This window comes from Pararhizobium sp. IMCC3301, from assembly GCF_030758315.1.
GTDB lineage: Bacteria > Pseudomonadota > Alphaproteobacteria > Rhizobiales.
In genome coordinates this window covers 1,268,802-1,285,229 of sequence record NZ_CP132336.1, presented here as the reverse complement: position 1 = coordinate 1,285,229, position 16,428 = coordinate 1,268,802, and the positions used below count along the sequence as shown (strand labels likewise).

Annotated in this window: 16 protein-coding genes; 7 read left to right on the top strand and 9 right to left on the bottom strand. The window is 57.1% G+C overall.

The window, feature by feature from the left end; translation table 11 throughout:
• Positions 1 to 23 precede the first annotated feature (23 nt).
• Entirely contained in the window at positions 24 to 209 is a 186-nt protein-coding gene (locus RAL88_RS06170) for a hypothetical protein (RefSeq protein ID WP_306268028.1), read from the top strand.
• 13 nt (positions 210 to 222) lie between these two features.
• Complete coding sequence (locus RAL88_RS06165; protein ID WP_306268027.1) at positions 223 to 588, top strand: type II toxin-antitoxin system death-on-curing family toxin; 366 nt, start codon at positions 223 to 225, stop codon at positions 586 to 588.
• Between the two features lie 41 nt (positions 589 to 629).
• Here RAL88_RS06165 and RAL88_RS06160 read toward each other — a convergent pair whose 3' ends face one another.
• Genes RAL88_RS06160 through iolG form a run of 3 tightly spaced genes read right to left on the bottom strand, consistent with a single transcriptional unit; the run spans position 630 to position 2,697 of the window.
• Complete coding sequence (locus RAL88_RS06160) at positions 630 to 857, bottom strand: hypothetical protein (protein WP_306268026.1); 228 nt, start codon at positions 855 to 857, stop codon at positions 630 to 632.
• 29 nt (positions 858 to 886) lie between these two features.
• Positions 887 to 1,690, bottom strand: a complete 804-nt coding sequence (locus tag RAL88_RS06155) for an SDR family oxidoreductase (protein WP_306268024.1) — start codon at positions 1,688 to 1,690, stop codon at positions 887 to 889.
• A complete protein-coding gene (iolG, locus tag RAL88_RS06150; protein ID WP_306268022.1) occupies positions 1,672 to 2,697 on the bottom strand; it encodes an inositol 2-dehydrogenase in 1,026 nt (341 codons plus the stop codon). The genes RAL88_RS06155 and iolG overlap by 19 nt, the downstream gene beginning before the upstream one ends.
• A gap of 196 nt (positions 2,698 to 2,893) precedes the next feature.
• Here iolG and RAL88_RS06145 point away from each other — a divergent pair, with 196 nt between their 5' ends.
• From RAL88_RS06145 to RAL88_RS06135, 3 genes are all read left to right on the top strand, one after another.
• A complete protein-coding gene (locus tag RAL88_RS06145; protein WP_306268020.1) occupies positions 2,894 to 3,907 on the top strand; it encodes a LacI family DNA-binding transcriptional regulator in 1,014 nt (337 codons plus the stop codon).
• 73 nt (positions 3,908 to 3,980) lie between these two features.
• Entirely contained in the window at positions 3,981 to 4,667 is a 687-nt protein-coding gene (locus RAL88_RS06140; RefSeq protein ID WP_306268019.1) for a L,D-transpeptidase, read from the top strand.
• A gap of 701 nt (positions 4,668 to 5,368) precedes the next feature.
• The gene (locus RAL88_RS06135; RefSeq protein ID WP_306268017.1) at positions 5,369 to 6,106 is read left to right on the top strand and encodes a hypothetical protein; all 738 of its coding nucleotides are present in this window, start codon (positions 5,369 to 5,371) and stop codon (positions 6,104 to 6,106) included.
• A gap of 14 nt (positions 6,107 to 6,120) precedes the next feature.
• Here RAL88_RS06135 and RAL88_RS06130 read toward each other — a convergent pair whose 3' ends face one another.
• Positions 6,121 to 7,005, bottom strand: coding sequence for a metallophosphoesterase (locus RAL88_RS06130; protein ID WP_306268016.1), 885 nt, complete (start codon positions 7,003 to 7,005; stop codon positions 6,121 to 6,123).
• Positions 7,006 to 7,293: 288 nt separating this feature from the next.
• Here RAL88_RS06130 and RAL88_RS06125 point away from each other — a divergent pair, with 288 nt between their 5' ends.
• Positions 7,294 to 7,767, top strand: a complete 474-nt coding sequence (locus RAL88_RS06125) for an NUDIX domain-containing protein (RefSeq protein WP_306268014.1) — start codon at positions 7,294 to 7,296, stop codon at positions 7,765 to 7,767.
• A 197-nt stretch (positions 7,768 to 7,964) separates the two neighbouring features.
• On the opposite strand, the gene RAL88_RS06120 is transcribed toward RAL88_RS06125, so the two are convergent.
• Entirely contained in the window at positions 7,965 to 8,612 is a 648-nt protein-coding gene (locus RAL88_RS06120) for an outer membrane protein (protein ID WP_306268013.1), read from the bottom strand.
• A 107-nt stretch (positions 8,613 to 8,719) separates the two neighbouring features.
• Positions 8,720 to 9,625, bottom strand: a complete 906-nt coding sequence (locus RAL88_RS06115; protein WP_306268012.1) for a DMT family transporter — start codon at positions 9,623 to 9,625, stop codon at positions 8,720 to 8,722.
• A gap of 301 nt (positions 9,626 to 9,926) precedes the next feature.
• Between RAL88_RS06115 and RAL88_RS06110 the strand changes: the two genes are divergently transcribed.
• Entirely contained in the window at positions 9,927 to 10,442 is a 516-nt protein-coding gene (locus RAL88_RS06110) for a GNAT family N-acetyltransferase (protein ID WP_306268010.1), read from the top strand.
• Positions 10,443 to 10,448: 6 nt separating this feature from the next.
• On the opposite strand, the gene RAL88_RS06105 is transcribed toward RAL88_RS06110, so the two are convergent.
• The 3 genes from RAL88_RS06105 to RAL88_RS06095 are packed head-to-tail and all read right to left on the bottom strand — an operon-like array spanning position 10,449 to position 16,405.
• A complete protein-coding gene (locus tag RAL88_RS06105; RefSeq protein WP_306268008.1) occupies positions 10,449 to 12,566 on the bottom strand; it encodes a hypothetical protein in 2,118 nt (705 codons plus the stop codon).
• Between the two features lie 2 nt (positions 12,567 to 12,568).
• Positions 12,569 to 15,454: a DUF4159 domain-containing protein gene (locus RAL88_RS06100; protein ID WP_306268006.1), complete on the bottom strand. Its 2,886-nt coding sequence runs from the start codon at positions 15,452 to 15,454 to the stop codon at positions 12,569 to 12,571.
• Positions 15,455 to 16,405 (bottom strand): DUF58 domain-containing protein, encoded by a 951-nt coding sequence (locus RAL88_RS06095; protein WP_306268005.1) that lies wholly within the window; start codon positions 16,403 to 16,405, stop codon positions 15,455 to 15,457.
• Positions 16,406 to 16,428: the final 23 nt, after the last annotated feature.

Genomic DNA, 16,428 nt, shown 5'->3' with positions numbered 1-16,428 from the left:
GTACTTGGTTCTCCGGGTTTGATATGAAACAGAAAACAAAAACCACGCCGGTACATGGCGGCACCATAAAGCGAGAAGCTTCAACAGGCCGTTTCGTGGAAGTGACCACCTCAAATGGCGTTTCCAAAGCCAGCAACATGTCGCAATCTGCGGTGAAGAAAGCTTCAATCAAACGCAGCGCGGCATTGGAAAGGCTGGCCTATCGCTAGGCGGCACTATCGGGTGACACTTGCTGATGCGCTCACCGCTCACGATGAGGCTTTGAAATATGGTGGACGGGAGGGCGTCGCGAGCCTGCACCTTATTGAGTCTGCATTGGCCCGGCCATACTCTGGATATCATAGACCGATAGCTAACAAAGTTGCCGCGATCCTGCACAGCATGGTTGGCAATCACGGATTTGTTGATGGGAACAAACGGACTGCATGGCTTCTCGCAGAAATCCTGATTGAACGCAGCGGATACTATCTATGTGTTGATGATGATGAACCTGTAGACGATCTGGTGGTTGGAGTTGCTACGGCAGAAATCATTTTTGAAGATCTTGTAGTGTGGTTTGAGGACCGATTACTCTTCCAGCACGCTTAGAGTAAATTCATAAACCGTGCTCTAAATTCAACTTGCCGCGATCAGAAGATTGCTTCGACTCTAAAACTCAGACCCCAGACTGACTGTGTTGCGCTGTTCCAAACAGTCGAGAGCATCAGGCGGTCCTGACTCCAGTCGGTGGGTTTCTGGATGGCGAAGGCCATCAGGCCCGAGAAAGTGAACAGCACCGTGGCGACAGCCGTCACAGTGACGCGGGACTGGCGCTTGACATTGCCATCGAGCGCGGAGCGCACGCGGTTTGCAAGCAAGCGGACTTCTTGCTCAGCAGGCAAAGCGCTTATTCGGGAACCGCGCCGGCTATGTTCTGATCATAATCGACAATCGAGCCGGTCATGACGCCGGATTCCGGGCTGAGCATATAGGCCACCAGGGCCGCGAGTTGATCCGGCTTTACAAGCTGGCCCATGGGCAGGCTGGCTTCAGCTTTCTGCAACCAGTCTTTTTCCGCATCGTGCCAGATTTTCTGGATTTCCGCCTCGCCCGGTGTATCCATCCAGCCGGCATTGATACCGTTGCAGCGGATGCGGTTTGTCACATGCGCATTGGCGACGTTTTTCGTCAGGGTGGTGAGCGCCCCTTTGGAGGCGGAGTAGGGCGCAAGAAAACTCTGCCCGGCATAGCCGGACATGGACAGGATATTGACGATACTGCCGGGACGCTTTTCGGCGAGCAGATGATTGATGATGCCCTGCATAATGAAAAACGGCCCGCGCACATTGGTGTTGAAATGACTTTCAAACACATCGGGTGTTGTGTCGGTGATCGAACCCCGGCCGGTATTGGCGGCCGAGTTGACCAGTGCATTGACATGACCCAATGCCGCGATGCTCTGCTCAACCAGCTTGAAGCAATCTTCCAGCTTTGACACGTCCGCAGGGATGAAAATACACTGTGCACCCAGTTTGCAAAGCGCCTCGGCGGCGCGCTCGCCGCGTGCCATGTTGCGGCCGCTGATGACCAGCCGGTCGGCACCTTCTTCAATAAGGCGGCAGGCAATGGCATAGCCCAGACCCTGGGTGCCACCCGTGATCACTGCTCTGGTGTCCGCGTTGCGATGCTCCATCATGACGGCGTGTCCCATGTTGGTTTGCCGCTGACATCCAGTTCAATTGACCGGCCGGTCTGGCATGACAGGGTGGCAGCTTCGGCCAGATAACTGGCCATGAATCCGTCGACCGCATTGACCGGCGATTTACCGCCGCTCTGGATCATGTCAACGAAGGCTTCAATTTCGGCACGGTAGCTGCCGGTATAGCGGTCCATGAAGAAGGTCGCATAGGCATCCGGGGCGGCGAAATGACTGGCGTCGAAGCGTTTGACACTGGTCTCTGACGGGTTGTCGGAAATCAGCATTCCGGTGGCACCGAAAGCTTCGATGCGCTGATCATAGCCATATACCGCGCGGCGCGAATTGAGAATGACGATCTGTTTGCCGCTTGCGCTGACCATAGTCACAATAGCGGTATCAACATCGCCCAGCCGGCCGATTTCCGGGTCGACGGCGACACCGCCTTCCGCGCTGATTTTCACAATCTCTTCGCCCAGCATCCAGCGGGCAATATCGAAATCATGGATCATCATGTCGCGAAACAGGCCGCCTGAAACCGGGATATACTCAAGGGGCGGCGGATAGGGATCACGGCTGGTGATGGTCAATTGCTCAAGCGATCCGATTTCACCGCCTCTGACAGCGGCATTGAGCTTTGCATGAGAGCGGTCAAAACGCCGGTTGAAACCGATAAACACCTTGTCGACCCTGTCACCAAGCGTATCGATGCAGCGCCGCGCTTCGGCAAGACTTGGGGCGATCGGCTTTTCACACATGACCATCTTACCGGCATCTGCCGCGGCCAGTATGAGATCGACATGGGTGTCGGTGGAGGTTGCCACCAGCACACCGTCAACGCCGGGATGATTGATCGCCGCCTGGGCGCTGTCGCAGACAGTTGCGCCGGTCTTCTCGCCGAACGCTCTGGCCGCTTTTGGCATGACATCAAACACGCTGACCAGTTTTGCACCGGCTTGTGCGATGGCCTTTGCGTGAACCTGCCCGATACGACCTGCGCCAAGAAGCGCTATGCCGGTCATGAGGTCACCGCCAGGCCGAAATAACAGGTATCCATTGCTTGCAAATCCCAAAGCATAATCTGCAAAATCCTTTCGAAATTCATTGTAAAAAAATCTTATGCGAGAAGATCATTGACATAACCGGTGAACTTGATGGAAACCCATCAAATCCAGACAGTTTGCGCCGGATCGCAGCCAGTGCGCAGGAAACGTGAAAATGGGACAAAAACCGACATTGCAGCAGGTGGCAAAAGCCTGCGGGCTGAGCATAGCTACTGTTGACCGGGTGCTGAATCATCGTGGCGGGGTCAATCCGGAAAAAGAGCGCATGGTCATGGATTGGGCCCGCAAGCTGAAACTGGATCGCAATCTGGACCGCCGGCCAACCCGCATTTTGCGGGTGGCAGTGGTGACGCAGAATCCCAGCAATCCATTTTTTGAACGGGTGCGGCAAGGGGTTCTGCGGGCGAACCAGATTTTCTCGGTACACAATATTCAACTGTCCCTGCATTATTTCGATATTCTGACACCCAACAAGACTGCGGCACAAATCCGCAGACTGTGTGGCCAGGCCGATGCCCTTCTGATTTCCGTCAACGAGCATCCGCTGGTCAGGGAAGCGATTGACGTGGCTGCCGCCGCAGTGCCGGTGCTCAGTTTTGTAAGTGATGTCTCGACCAGCAAGCGGCTCGCCTATGTGGGCCCGGATAATTTTGCTGCCGGACGGGTGGCCGGCGACCTGATGGGACGCTTTCTGGGTGCTCGAGGCGGTGACATCGTTATTGTCGCAGGCAGCTATCAATTGATGGACCATCACGCCCGTCGCAATGGATTTTACGAGTTATTGAAGGAACGATATCCGGCCTGCCGCATTATAGAAGAGATACAGACTCAGGAAAAAATCGAGTCCCTTGCGACAGAAGTTGCACTGCTGCTGAGTGACAGGCCAGACATTCGCGGCATTTACAGCGTATCAGCAGGGAATCAGGGGATTGCGAAGGCTTTGGTGATGCAGAATTGCGAGCAGGATGTCACCTTCATCACTCATGAGATCACGCCAGAGCGGCGGGCCTTGCTGAGCAAGGGCATCATTGATGTCATTATCGATCAGGATCCTGAAGGAGAAATACTGGTTGCGGTTGAATTGCTTGCGGAAAAGTTCGGACGCTGGAACGGACCAGCAAGAGGGCCTTCGACACAATTTAATCTGTTTTTCAGAGAATCCGTATAGCTAATGAATTCTTATTTGTGCCACGTCTGATTTTGGATATATAGGCGGGCATGTTTGCGGGAAGGACCGTTTGGTGATTGACGAAGTAAAACATTACGCTTTTCAAAAAAGTGCGCCTGGTAAAACCACACGCAGAGCGTTTTTGCTCGGAGCTGCCGCTTTCGGGCTGGCCGGGTGTTCCGCGTCTGCCGGTCGGATGGCCAGCATTGAAGACAGCTCCCCGTCTTATATCAGCGCCTATGGGCCGATGCCGGACGAGATGTTTCCACTGCCTGGGATCGACATGAAACAGGTGCCGCCGCAATTCCAGCGCCAGATGGTAGCCTATAATGGTTCGGAGCCGGCGGGCACTCTTGTAGTGGATCCACAGAACAAGTTTTTGTACCTGGTTCGTGGCGATGGCGAGGCCCTGCGCTACGGTATCGGTGTCGGACGCCAGGGGTTTTCCTGGAACGGCAATGCCAAGATTGGTGCAAAAAAACAGTGGCCGACATGGACACCGCCAAGTGAGATGATCGAGCGCCAGCCGGAGCTGGAGCAGTATCGCAACGGTATGGAACCGGGCCTGCACAATCCGCTCGGCGCACGCGCGCTTTACCTCTACGATAATGGCCGCGACACGCTTTACCGGATTCACGGTACAAGTGAGCCATGGAGCATTGGCAAAGCGGTCTCCTCCGGGTGTATCCGCATGTTCAACCAGGATGTGGTTGACTTGTACAATCGGGTTAACACTGGCTCGAACGTCGTTGTTCTTTAACGTCTATTCGCAGTCAGAAGCACCTTGGCCAAAATCCGGGCCTGCTGCTTTCAGTCCAGTTGGCCTTTGCTATCGCGCTTGTCGCTCATAAACTGTGCTCCAGTCTGATAGTGACCATTCGCACACTTGTGTGGGTTGAAAACATTCACGACCAATGGCACGCGCCCATGGTGTTGCGTTTGCGCAAATTCCCGGTACCGAGCCGGTACCGAGATTGTCGCGGCGGTCGAGTGCAACCCGAACAATCTGCAGCGTTTCTGCACTGAATTCGGCGTCGAAAGCCGGTTTTCCAAATTTGCTGACGCATCGCCTGGCGCGATTGCTGATGCCGGCATGATCGGCATGATAAATCAGTCCTGTTGTTCACTCTGACCTGTCGCGAAACCGGTGCCAACCTTCACAGACAGGCATGGCAGCACATCCGGGCACCCCAGGTGAAGAACAGCCATTATGTCCGTTCTATCATGTTGCCAGAGCAGGGATCGGACCGATTCCGGACTTTGAGACAGGTGCACGTCTGCAACAGGTTTTGGACCTGTGGGCGAAATCGGATGCCGAGGGCCGCAGACTGTCTGTGTGATGCAGCGCCGCCCTGATGAAGAGAATTGGTTAATTGTTCATATTTTCAGGATAATTTAAACAAATCAGCACTGAATTCCGCGGAAGGCAGTACACCCATTTGAAAAGAAACAGTCCTTGCCATGGCGCAAAGTGATGCCGGGCTCATCAGCGGCAAAATACGCGAACTGACACGACTGATCCGCGAAACTCGTTTGGCGGAAACCCTATCTGCCGACCCTGAGCGGATGGAGTCTTCGCCAGAACATGCATCCGGCCCGGACGAGATGCTGGTGCATAAAATGCGCGCCCAGACACGTTTGGAAGCGCTGGCACAGAGCCTGCGCAGCGTTCATGCGGACATACCGAAGGTCGCACAAGCCCGGCAGGACGCTTTCACTTTTGCGCTTCTGCCCGGAAATCCGCCGCGTTTCTGGGTGGATCTCAGCAGTTTTGTGGTGATGAGTGATGGCGGCAAGACTTTCCACTTTCTGAAAGACACACAGAATGGCCGTATCAGCCTTTTCCGCAGCAACAGTCTTGAGGACACCGTTGATGCGGTGACTGATTATGTCGCCGAACGAATTGTGCGGCATCGGTCCGCTGCGCCAACGGATCAGCAGCAAAAGCCCGTGGCTTCAAAATCAACTGTGCCAGCAGATAAAGCCGAGAAGGAAACTCCGGCCGTTTCCCCCGTTGCCCGGCCGGCGGGACCCGAAGTTGCAATACAGCAGCCTGTTTTGCCGCCACCCATTATCATCCAGCCAGCCCCGCCGACAAATGACTGGGTAAAACTGTTTCTGGCCTTCACGCTTGGCCTGTTCGTGGGAGCGGTGTTGCTGTTCATCGCCGCATGGTTGCAGACACCGGCCGCGACTTAGAGCTTATTTTACGGTTACAGAACCAACGGTTCGCCAACCGGGCCGATTGTCCCCTGAGCGTCCAGAACACCACGTTTTTGCCAGTTTATCTGCCAATGGCCGGGCTCGCCTTTGATCGCAAACAGATTATAACAGCCCGCAGGGCTTTTATGGCCTGGTCCGTTGGAGGCGGATGGCACGCCGATGACCGGAATGTCGCCGCCGGGTCCGGCAATCTCGTTGTAACTGTGAATATGAGTGTGACCATGCAGCACAAGTTCGGCGCCGCAATCGGCGATCATTTCGCGAAATTTGGAAGCCCCGATCAACCGCTTGTGGAAGGGTGTTGCATTTGGAAATGGGGGGTGATGAATCAGAACAACCCGGAAGCTGTCCTGCGTTTGATGCAACAGCTGCGCTGTGGCTTCGGCTTGTGCTGCCAGAAACATGCCCGTCGCCATGAAAGGCAGTGTGGCGATTGCACTGGAACAGCCGATGATGGCCAGAGGGCCGCGGCGGCGCAGATAGGGAAATTCAGGATCGCCTGTTCCGCCGTCACTCAGCATATATGGCCGCCATTCATGCAGAGCCCGTTTTAAACCTGCACCGGTATAAGCGTCATGATTGCCCGGCACGAGGCTGATTTGCTCTGCCTTTCCAATGCGGCGCAACCAGACACCGGCAAGATGGGTCTCCTCGGGCAGAGCGATGTTCACCAGATCTCCGGTCAGTGCGACATGATCCGCCTGTTGCTCGTGAAGGTCGTGCATCAGCGCGTTTAAGAACAGATCCGAGAAGGTTTTGCCGCGGTTTCGCCGCCAGTTGACATAGCCGGTGATCCGCTTCGACATTAATTGCCAAGGCGAGGGTCTCGGAAGCGGTCCCAGATGAGGGTCGGAAAAATGTGCAAGACGATACATCGGTCCCGACTATCAATTTGCCGGACTAAAATCCAGTGGTCAGGTGCTGCCGGACCAAAAAATCGACGCTGCGGCGAAGGAAGTTCGGCTTCAACACAAATTTCAGCACATCCGCTATACACCGCCTGCTTATATGCTAGTCAGGAAAAGCATATCCGGTGAACCGTGAATGGAGCGATGGGCCGGAGCAATACGGGTTTACAGACCGGCTAATCCGGTCAATCGGGTACAAGACAGATTGCCGGCGGCCCGGATATCAGACCGGGCCTGAAGGCGGAGACGGATTTCATGAAGCTGACACGGCGTCAAAAATTTATGCAGACAGCATTTCTGACAGTATCACGCTTCAGCCGCGGCATGACGATGGGCGTAAGGGCGCTGGTGGTTGATGACAGCCAGAAGGTTCTTCTGGTGCGCCATACCTATGTCAATGGCTGGTATTTTCCGGGCGGGGCAATTGATCCCGGTGAGCATGCATTTGCTGCCGTGGAGCGGGAGTTGAGCGAAGAAGCCGGAATTGGCCTCACCGGGCCGCCGAGGCTTCTGAGCGTGTTTCAGAATGCTCATGCATCAGTGCGCGACCACGTCGTGCTGTTTCATTGTCCCGACTGGACACAGAAACGCGCCCCGGATGTTCCCAACAGGGAGATAGCCGAATTGGGCTTCTTTGCGCAGGATGATCTGCCGGCAGATATTTCTCCGGGTACGACACGACGGCTGGAGGAATGGCGCAGCCAGATTGATGTCCTGCCCGTGTGGTAACGGCGGAGAGGCCGGATTTATTGACGCGACGTTGTTTTACGCCGCGAACCGGCTATGCAACCTCACATTCGTTAATGAGAGGCGTCAGTGCGAAAGCTGTTGCCTCAGTCGAATCCGCCAGAGCCGCAGGCGGCGAGCAAGATGCTGAGGGAAGTGAGCAAAAGAAATATGCGTAATTTCATGATATGTGCCCCGGTTTAGAAGTGATAGTTGATGCCGATACGTCCGACATGATTACTGGACCCGCCGACCACTGTGGTGCTTCCAGCTGAAAAGCTGTCATCGGGCACGTCAACGTAAAGATATTCCAGTTTTGCCGACCAGCGATCGTTGAATTTTCCTTCAACACCGACACCGCCGGTGAAACCGGCAACAATATCGTCACCGCTTCCAAAGCCGGAAACAGATGCGTCGCGGCGGGTAAAGGCCACGCCTGCGGTGGCATAGACGAAGTAACGGCTGAACGTATAACCACCACGCAGGCGCACAGTAGACATCCAGTCTTCCTCAAAGCTGCCACTGGATGACTTGGCTTTGATATCCTGATATGAAATGTCGGCTTCAACACCGGCGGCCCAGCTTGAATTCAACTGGTAGTTATAACCGACCTGCGCACCAATGGTGAACCCGCCGGCATCACCGGTCGGGCCCGGATTGGCAGGGAGATTGTTGTCAAAATCAGCGGTCACGCCGCCGATGAGGCCACCAACATAGAAACCTGTCCAATTATAGACTGGCGCAGGATTGTACAGAACCGGTGCCGGATAGGCTATCGGATCGGCTGCAAAGCCTGCACCCGCAACGGCCACTAACAGCGTGGAACTCAGGAAAATCTGCTTAAACATGGTGGTCTCCAAAAAATATTGGCAAATTCTATGCGCAGACTGATTTGAGAGTCAAACAGCATGTGCAGACAGGCCGAAAACAATCACAAGCTGTTGCAAATAGATCATTACGAAGTTGTCCCGATCAGCAACAGAATTCCAGCCGTGATCAACAGAATGCCGATAATTTCATATGGCCGGAAGGTTTCCCTGAAAAACAGCAGACTGGCGGCAAATGAAAACACAACTTCAATCTGTCCGACCGCCTTCACCAGCACCGCCTTCTGCAGCGTCATTGCAGCGAACCAGCCGAAGGAGGCCAGGCCGCCGGCTATGCCGGCCAAAGCGCTGATCCGCCATGCGCTGAACAGGCGGCGGAGTTGTCCGGGCTCCCTCAGCGCCAGAAAGACACACATCAGCAAAGCCTGAAACAGAGTGACAAAGGACAGGGTGACGGCGGCCCGCATCAGGAAATCGCCGCCGGGCAGAGACAATGAGGCTGCCCGGTACGACACGGCTGCAATGGCAAAACAGGCTCCCGATGCAAGGCCCAGAAATGCAGTTTTGTCGATCCAGTTGCGGCGGCTGATGGCACCTGCCGGCAAAGATAAAAGGATCAACCCGATCAGGCTGACGCCGATGGCGAAGATGGCCCGGCCGGAAATCGTTTCGCTGAGCAGCACAAAGCCAAGTATTGCGCTTTGAACAGTTTCGGTTTTGGACAGGATTGTGCCAACAGCAAAATTTCGGAAGGAAAACAGATGCAGCAGCAGGGCAGTTGCGGCAATCTGAGCCAGTCCGCCGAGGCAGGCATAAGTGAAGAATATGAAATCCGGCGTGGGCGGAGCCGCGCCGCGCAGCACGCTGAGCCCGGCAACAATCAACGCCGCAAGCGGAGCCGCGAAGACAAAGCGTGCGGAGGTCGCGCCCCAGTTGCTCAACCGGGCCTTGAGATGTTTTTGCAGGACCGACCGCAGATTCTGCAGAAACGCAGCGGCGATTGATAGAATGACCCATAGCTCCATCAGCGTCATTCAGCACGCGGCATTCGCCTCGTCAAATCGATTTGGTGATGACACGTCCCGAACACATGCACGGAATGTGCGTCTGGCGCTTGCGTGGATCGACGGCCACTGCTATAGCCGCGCAGCTTTTGAACGAATTCGAGTGTCATGACACATCATTGCGTCACTGCCGGAAACCGACGACGACTGCTCGCATGCGCGTTGCGTGCATGCCTGATTGTGCGTCCTGCCGGTAATGGATCTTAAGGCCTGATCGGCCAACATCAAACCGCAGGGCATCTACCTGACTGATATGACAGCGGTTTGAATTATGCTTTCCACTCCTGATTATACAATCCACCTGCAGAGCCCGGCCGATGAGGCTGCAATTCTGACCCTTCATGAGCGCACATTCGGACCTGGCCGGTTTGCGCGCACCGCCTTTCGCATCCGGGAAACGGCGGGCACAGCCAGCGAGTTGTGTTTCATTGCCCGCAGCACGGCGAGCGGAAAAATGGTCGGCTCCGTCATTTTGAGCCATATCACCATTGGCGCCACACCGAGCCTGTTGCTGGGACCACTGACCGTAACACCGGAATACAAGAGCAGGGGCGCGGGGAAACTGTTGATGCGGCAGGCCGTCGACAGCGCCCGCGCCGGCGGATATCTATCGATTGTTCTGGTGGGTGACGAGCCCTATTACGGGCCCTTCGGCTTTCGCGTCATTCCCCATGGACAGGTAAAGTTGCCCGGTCCGGTGGACCCGGCCAGGTTGCTGGCCTGTGTGCTGACTGACGATGCGGAACTGTTGGCACGGGGCGATGTCAAAGGGGCACATCCCGGATAGAGCGTTTCACCGGCCTTCGCGGTACCACATGAGGGATAACAGGCCGAGCAGCAGCGCCAGGCCGAGCAGCCCGGCGAACAGTGGCAGCCGGTCAAGGCCGATCAGCCGGCTGGCATCATTCATCTGCAATCCCATCCAGCCGCTGCCGGACAATGCGCCGCCGCTGCGCACCGGCAACAGCCGGGGCAGGGCAACACTGTCGCTTCCGGCAGAGGCGAGCCGCACCACAGCGCCGCCAGTTAACGCGGCCAGCGGGGCCAGCGCCTGCGTTGTACTGAGCACGTCGCGAAATTCCCGTGGATTGTCCGGTCCGACCTGGACAAGCGTTTCCCGTGTGCCATCGCTGATGCGATACAGACCCAGATCCTCGACGGGAACGGCGGTTTGCCAGATTCCCGGTTCCTGAAGTGCAAGCTGAGTGCGCTGTAAGTCGCCACGCGGAGATTCGATCTCGATGGTGAGATCGGGGCTAGTATCTGACAATTCCTCCAATGTCTGACGTTCGATCACCAGACGGCCATTGTCGGCAATTGCGGTCAATCGCTCTTCTTCCAGATCAGGCTCTTTCATGAGCCAGTGGGCGAGGCGGCGCAAGAGCTGGACATGGGGCCCGCCGCCCTCAAATCCCCGAGCCCAGAGCCAGGCGTGATCTGACAACATCAGGGCCAGACGCCCTTCACCATAGCGCGACAGCATCAGCAAAGGCCGTTCGCCGGCGCCGGTCATGATGGTGTTGGTGCTGCCTTCAAACTCCGATGGTGTTACATCGACCAGCCGGAACCAACGACTCCAGGCGGGTGGCTCCTGTTCCGCGCCGGGAAGGCCGCGGGTGACAGGGTGCCGCTTGCCAATATCGCTGACGCGGGCATAGAACGGTTCTTCGACAACCGCACCGGTGGGCTGCGCCGCCAAAATGGATGAGAGCGGGGTCTGAAACAGCGAATCTTCGCTGGAATAGCCGGGGCCGGCGGCGAACATAACCGCGCCGCCACGGGCGACATACCCGGCAATATTGAAAAAATACACCTGGGACAGGACGCCGAGACGTTCGTAGCGATCAAAGATAATCAGATCAAACTCGTCAATGCGCTCGGAAAACAGTTCCCGTGTCGGAAAGGCGATCAGCGACAATTCATTGATCGGCGTGCCGTCCTGTTTTTCCGGTGGCCGCAAAATCGTGAAATGAACCAGATCCACCGAAGCATCAGACTTCAGCAGATTGCGCCAGGTGCGTTCGCCGGCATGGGGTTTTCCGGAAATCAGCAGCACACGCAGATTTTCCCGGATGCCCTCAACCTGCAGCAATGCGGTGTTGTTGATCTCGGTCAGTTCTCCCGGAATCGGTGCCAGCTGAAACTGAAACAGGTTCAACCCGCCATGGGTAATATCAATGGTCAACGGCACGGTAACGCCAACCGGGACAGAATAAGTGTCGATGATTTCGCCATCGCGGCTGACGATCAGCGGCATTTCCGGGCGTGGCCCAGAGCCTCCGGGTGCCCTGGTATCCTCAATGCGCAGACGCACGGTCTGGGTTTCATCGACAATGCCGAAACGCGGTGCGCTTTCCAGCACCACCCTTATGTCTCGCTCATTTTCGGTGCCAGTCACAAGGCCGTGGACCGGGCCGGACAGGCCAAGTGCGTTGGCATCGGCCGGAATATCGTGGATCTGGCCGTCGGTGATGAAGAATGTTCCGGCCAGACGTTCTGGCGGGACATCTCCCAATGCCTGTGTGAGGTTGGCAAACAAGGCCGTGCCGTCACTGCCGGCAGCGCGATGCTCGCCTGCTTCGACAACGCGCACTTCAACATTATCGAGAGCGGACAGTCGTTGCTTCAGATCCTGAAGAGCGGTTTCGGACTGTTCCGTACGATCATCAAGGCTCTGGCTTTCGCTGCGGTCGACGACAATGGCAGCGACATTGGTGAGACGCTCGCGTTCTTCGCGCTCCACCACAGGATTTGCCAGAGCCAGAACCAGGGCTACAAGTGCAAGGGCGCGAAGCGGTGCACCACGCAGCCGGAAAGCCAGAGCGGGCAGCGCCAGAACCAGCGCTGCGAGACTTGCAGCCAGCAGCGCCCAGAGCGGGATCATAGGTTCAAAGGCAAGCGACCAACTCATACTTATTGCCCGAGCCTTTCGAGCAGAGCAGGCAGATGCACCTGATCGGCTTTATAGTTTCCGGTCAGCGTATACATGGCAATGTTGACACCGGTGCGGAACGCCAATTCGCGCTGGCGTGGATCGTTCGGCACTGTCGGCAGCAAAGGCCGGCCATCCACGGATACTGCCCAGGCCGAGGCAAAATCATTGGCGGTTATAAGTATCGAGGAAACACCGTCTGCGGCGCGGCTTTCTGTGCTGCCATCCTGATTGCGTGCTTCCACCCAGAGCGGGCTACCAAGATAACGGCCGGGAAAGACCGACAGCAGAAAGAAGGATTTGGTCAGGACATGCCCCACCGGTACCGGCTCAAGAGGCGGTACATCCAGACTGGCCAGCATGCTGCGCAGTTTGAGGCTGGCCGGAGTTGCGCCAAAGCCGGTGCTGCCCGCAGCTGACAATTGATCGCGGGTGTCGAACAGCACCGAGCCGCCCTGTTTCATGAAGGCATCTATGCGCGCCATGGTTTCTTCACCAGGCAGTTCAGAGCCCGGGTCTATGGGCCAGTAAATCAGTGGATAGAAGGACAGCTCATCGGTTTCCGGGTTGAGGCCGCGCGGATAGGCCGGCTCCAGAGAGGTGCGGCTGGCCAGAAACTGGCTGAGGCCTGACAGACCCTGGCGGGAAATATCGTCAATCTCGGCATTGCCGGTGATGATGTAGGCCAGACGGGTTTCGTTGGCGTCTTCCATTGCGCGCTGCAGGGCGGCAGTTTCATCGGCCGGCACAGCATCCTGGGCGTAACCACGTTCGGCGGAGAGCAGACCGGCGATTGTCATGGCAACCAGCAATCCGCCTGCTGCATTGCGCATGCCGGGTTTGCCCCGGAACAGACGGCCCAATACGCCCTGCATCAGCAGCACCGCCAGCGCATCTGCCAGCAACAGCACCAGGGCAATGGTGAAGATGGCGGGCTTCAGATTGATGGTGCTGGCTGGTGCAAAATCCATCCGGGCCACGGTGGTAAGGTCGGTGGTATCAAACTCGGTCAGAGTGACGTCGCCTTCAAATACATTCAGGGCGCGGTATCGTTCCGGGACACCATAAAAGCCCGGCGGATTATCCGGTGTTGCCATGACAGCAGCGGATGCCGGTATGGCTTTTACCGAATTTCCGGGCGTGACGAGCAGGCCAGCGGCGCTCAGGGTCTGGAACGGCATGAATTGGGCATTCTGGGTCGCGTTGGACAATTCGACACTGCTGGCGGTCTCCTGAACCCGCGCCAGCGGAAGTGTCGCGCGGAGCATATCCACAAACAGACCAGACAATGGAAGATCCGACCAGTTTGTATCCGCCGTGACATGGAACAGCACCAGCCAGCCATTGCCCATTTTTTTGGCCGTTACAAGTGGCGTGCCGTCTTCCAGATAGGCCCAGGTACGGTCTGACAGGCCAGCATCCGGTTCGGCCAGAACCTGCTGGCGGACAGTGGTTTCGCCCTGTATCTGCTTGTTCAATGAAATGTCGGCAAACGGACTTTGTTCAGAAAAGCCGGCGAGTTGCTGCGGTGTTTCCCATGACAGGCTGCCACCGAGTATCCGGCCGCCGGAGCGTAATTCAACCGGCACAAGGCTGTCTTCAGCAGAGGCAAGGCGCGGGCCGGCAAAGCGGATCACCAGGCCACCGGAATTGATGAAACTTTGCAGTTGTTGTCCCGCATCGCCCAGCAAGGTTCCGACATCGGTCATGACAATGACCGAAACGCCCTCATTGATGAAAGCCTCGATCGAAGTGGCAATATTGGCTCCTGCTTCGGCCCGCAGATCAGCATAGGGGCCAAGGGCGCGACGCACATAATAGGCAGGCGACAGCAAGTGCTGGGCGGCTTCCGCACCTTCGCCGGAGAGTATGCCAACCACTTTTCGGCGAAATCTGTCATCGAGCAATTGAACGCCGGCAGCGGTGCCGCTGCCCGAAACTTCGATGCGCGCAATATCGTTGCGCAATTCCGTCGGCAAATCGAGAATTGCCTCAGCGCTCGCGCTGTCTTCCTCGAAGGTCAGTTCGGAGGTTGCAATGAGCCGGTTCTGCAGATCAAACGCCTGCACCAGTCTGCTGTCCTGGCCGGTGATATCCAAGCGGTTGGCAGAAACCGTCATATCGTCAACACCATTGACCGGCGGATTCAGCGCCAGCAACGGTTTGCTCTGCTGTAACAGGATCACCGGAAGATTGCTGTCGTTTAATGTGGTCAGGAATAATTGATCGCCCGGCGCGGCCAATCCGCTCTGCTGTGCTGTTGCCAACTTGTCGGAAATCCAGACAATCTGCGCTATATCGGCACCGGCCCTGCTGGCAAGAAAGGCATTGATATGGTCGGCCAGCCGCACTCTGTCCAACGGCAAAGCCTGTGGCTCCAGAGCCTGGGCCAGACTGCGGGCCTCGGCGGCGGAGCGCAGTTGCGGCGGCGGCGCGGTGGTGGCACCAATATAATCTCCTGCTGTTGCAATGGCAGGGACCAGGGCAATGAGGAAATCATTTTCAGCAGCGGCATCGATCAGCCGGTTCACCGCCGCCATGCGCGCTGTCCAGTCCGGCGCGGAGGCAAAGCCATTATCGACAATAATCAAACTGTGGCCTGCAAGCGGGGCGCGGTTTTCATCGGGCTGCCATAGCGGGCCTGCCAGTGCGACAATGATTGCGGCGGCCAGGGCAAGTCGAATGGCCGTCATCCACCAGGGACTATAAGCCGGCGTTTCATCTGGCTTGATAATATCCAGCAACAGACGGGTGGGTGGAAACCGCACATTGCGGGGTTTGGGCGGTGTCAGGCGCAAAAGCCACCAGATTGCGGGCAACAGCAGCAGCGCGGTGAGGATCAATGGGGTTGCAAAAGCAAGTGGCATTCAGATCCCCCCGCCGATCTGTTCCGCCGGCAGCGCATCAGCGGTGCCGTCATCGGTCAGGCGCGTGTAAAGCGCCATCAACGCCTCGCTGACGGGCCGGTCGGTGTGGTGAATGGCAAAGGTCCAGCCCATTTTTCGGCAGAATGCCTGCAAACGGGCGCGGCGTTCTGCCAGGCGTGCCTGATAGGCCGCGCGATAGACTTCTGCGCGCCCGGCCGTGAGTTTCAGACCGCTTTCCGCTTCGCTGAACTGAACGCGTCCGGTGAAGGGAAAGCTTTCTTCAATTGGATCGTTGATCTGCACCAGATGGCCACGCGCGCCCAGCGCTGCAAGCCGGGCAATGCCTGCACTGACATCCTCAACAGCATCCAGAAAATCACTGAACACGACCACATCGGTAAACCGTTTGGGCGCGGCGCCGACGGGCAGGGCGGTCGGATCTTTGAGGGTGCCGAGAATATCGGCAATGGCTTCCGCTGCCTTGCGGTCGGCGCGTGCCGGCATGGCCCCGAGCAGGCCGACCCGTTCCCCGCTGCGGGTCAGAACAATCGCGAGAGCCATGGTCAGCAACAGTGCCCGATCGCGTTTGGCAGTGTCGGACAGATGCGAGCAATAGGCCATTGATCCGGTCAAATCCGGCCACAGCCAGACGGTATGTGCAGCTTCCCACTCGCGCTCTCGTATTTGCAATTCTTCCTGACTGGCGGAGCGGCGCCAGTCAATCCGGGTTGCCGGCTCGCCATAAGTGTAAGGCCGGAACTGCCAGAAATCCTCGCCCGGACCCGATTTGCGCCGTCCGTGCAGCCCCAGCGCTATAGTGTTGGCAATGCGCTCGGCGGCGACCAGAATATCCGGCAGGACATCCGCAACCTGGCGCGCGGCGTGAATCTGCAAGTCAGCATCGGGTGGCGCGCCGGCTGGATCAGCTTGTCGGGATGTCGGCCACAACATGGGTCAGCACTCACCTGTCCTGA

What these genes read in the sequence shown, in the direction of transcription:
- RAL88_RS06130 (WP_306268016.1), bottom strand. Translation starts at nt 7,005, where the DNA reads ATGTATCGTCTTGCACATTTTTCCGACCCTCATCTGGGACCGCTTCCG.
- RAL88_RS06115 (WP_306268012.1), bottom strand. Translation starts at nt 9,625, where the DNA reads ATGACGCTGATGGAGCTATGGGTCATTCTATCAATCGCCGCTGCGTTT.
- RAL88_RS06120 (WP_306268013.1), bottom strand. Translation starts at nt 8,612, where the DNA reads ATGTTTAAGCAGATTTTCCTGAGTTCCACGCTGTTAGTGGCCGTTGCG.
- RAL88_RS06145 (WP_306268020.1), top strand. Translation starts at nt 2,894, where the DNA reads ATGGGACAAAAACCGACATTGCAGCAGGTGGCAAAAGCCTGCGGGCTG.
- RAL88_RS06095 (WP_306268005.1), bottom strand. Translation starts at nt 16,405, where the DNA reads ATGTTGTGGCCGACATCCCGACAAGCTGATCCAGCCGGCGCGCCACCC.
- RAL88_RS06100 (WP_306268006.1), bottom strand. Translation starts at nt 15,454, where the DNA reads ATGCCACTTGCTTTTGCAACCCCATTGATCCTCACCGCGCTGCTGCTG.
- RAL88_RS06135 (WP_306268017.1), top strand. Translation starts at nt 5,369, where the DNA reads ATGGCGCAAAGTGATGCCGGGCTCATCAGCGGCAAAATACGCGAACTG.
- RAL88_RS06105 (WP_306268008.1), bottom strand. Translation starts at nt 12,566, where the DNA reads ATGAGTTGGTCGCTTGCCTTTGAACCTATGATCCCGCTCTGGGCGCTG.
- RAL88_RS06110 (WP_306268010.1), top strand. Translation starts at nt 9,927, where the DNA reads ATGCTTTCCACTCCTGATTATACAATCCACCTGCAGAGCCCGGCCGAT.
- RAL88_RS06170 (WP_306268028.1), top strand. Translation starts at nt 24, where the DNA reads ATGAAACAGAAAACAAAAACCACGCCGGTACATGGCGGCACCATAAAG.
- iolG (WP_306268022.1), bottom strand. Translation starts at nt 2,697, where the DNA reads ATGACCGGCATAGCGCTTCTTGGCGCAGGTCGTATCGGGCAGGTTCAC.
- RAL88_RS06155 (WP_306268024.1), bottom strand. Translation starts at nt 1,690, where the DNA reads ATGGGACACGCCGTCATGATGGAGCATCGCAACGCGGACACCAGAGCA.
- RAL88_RS06125 (WP_306268014.1), top strand. Translation starts at nt 7,294, where the DNA reads ATGAAGCTGACACGGCGTCAAAAATTTATGCAGACAGCATTTCTGACA.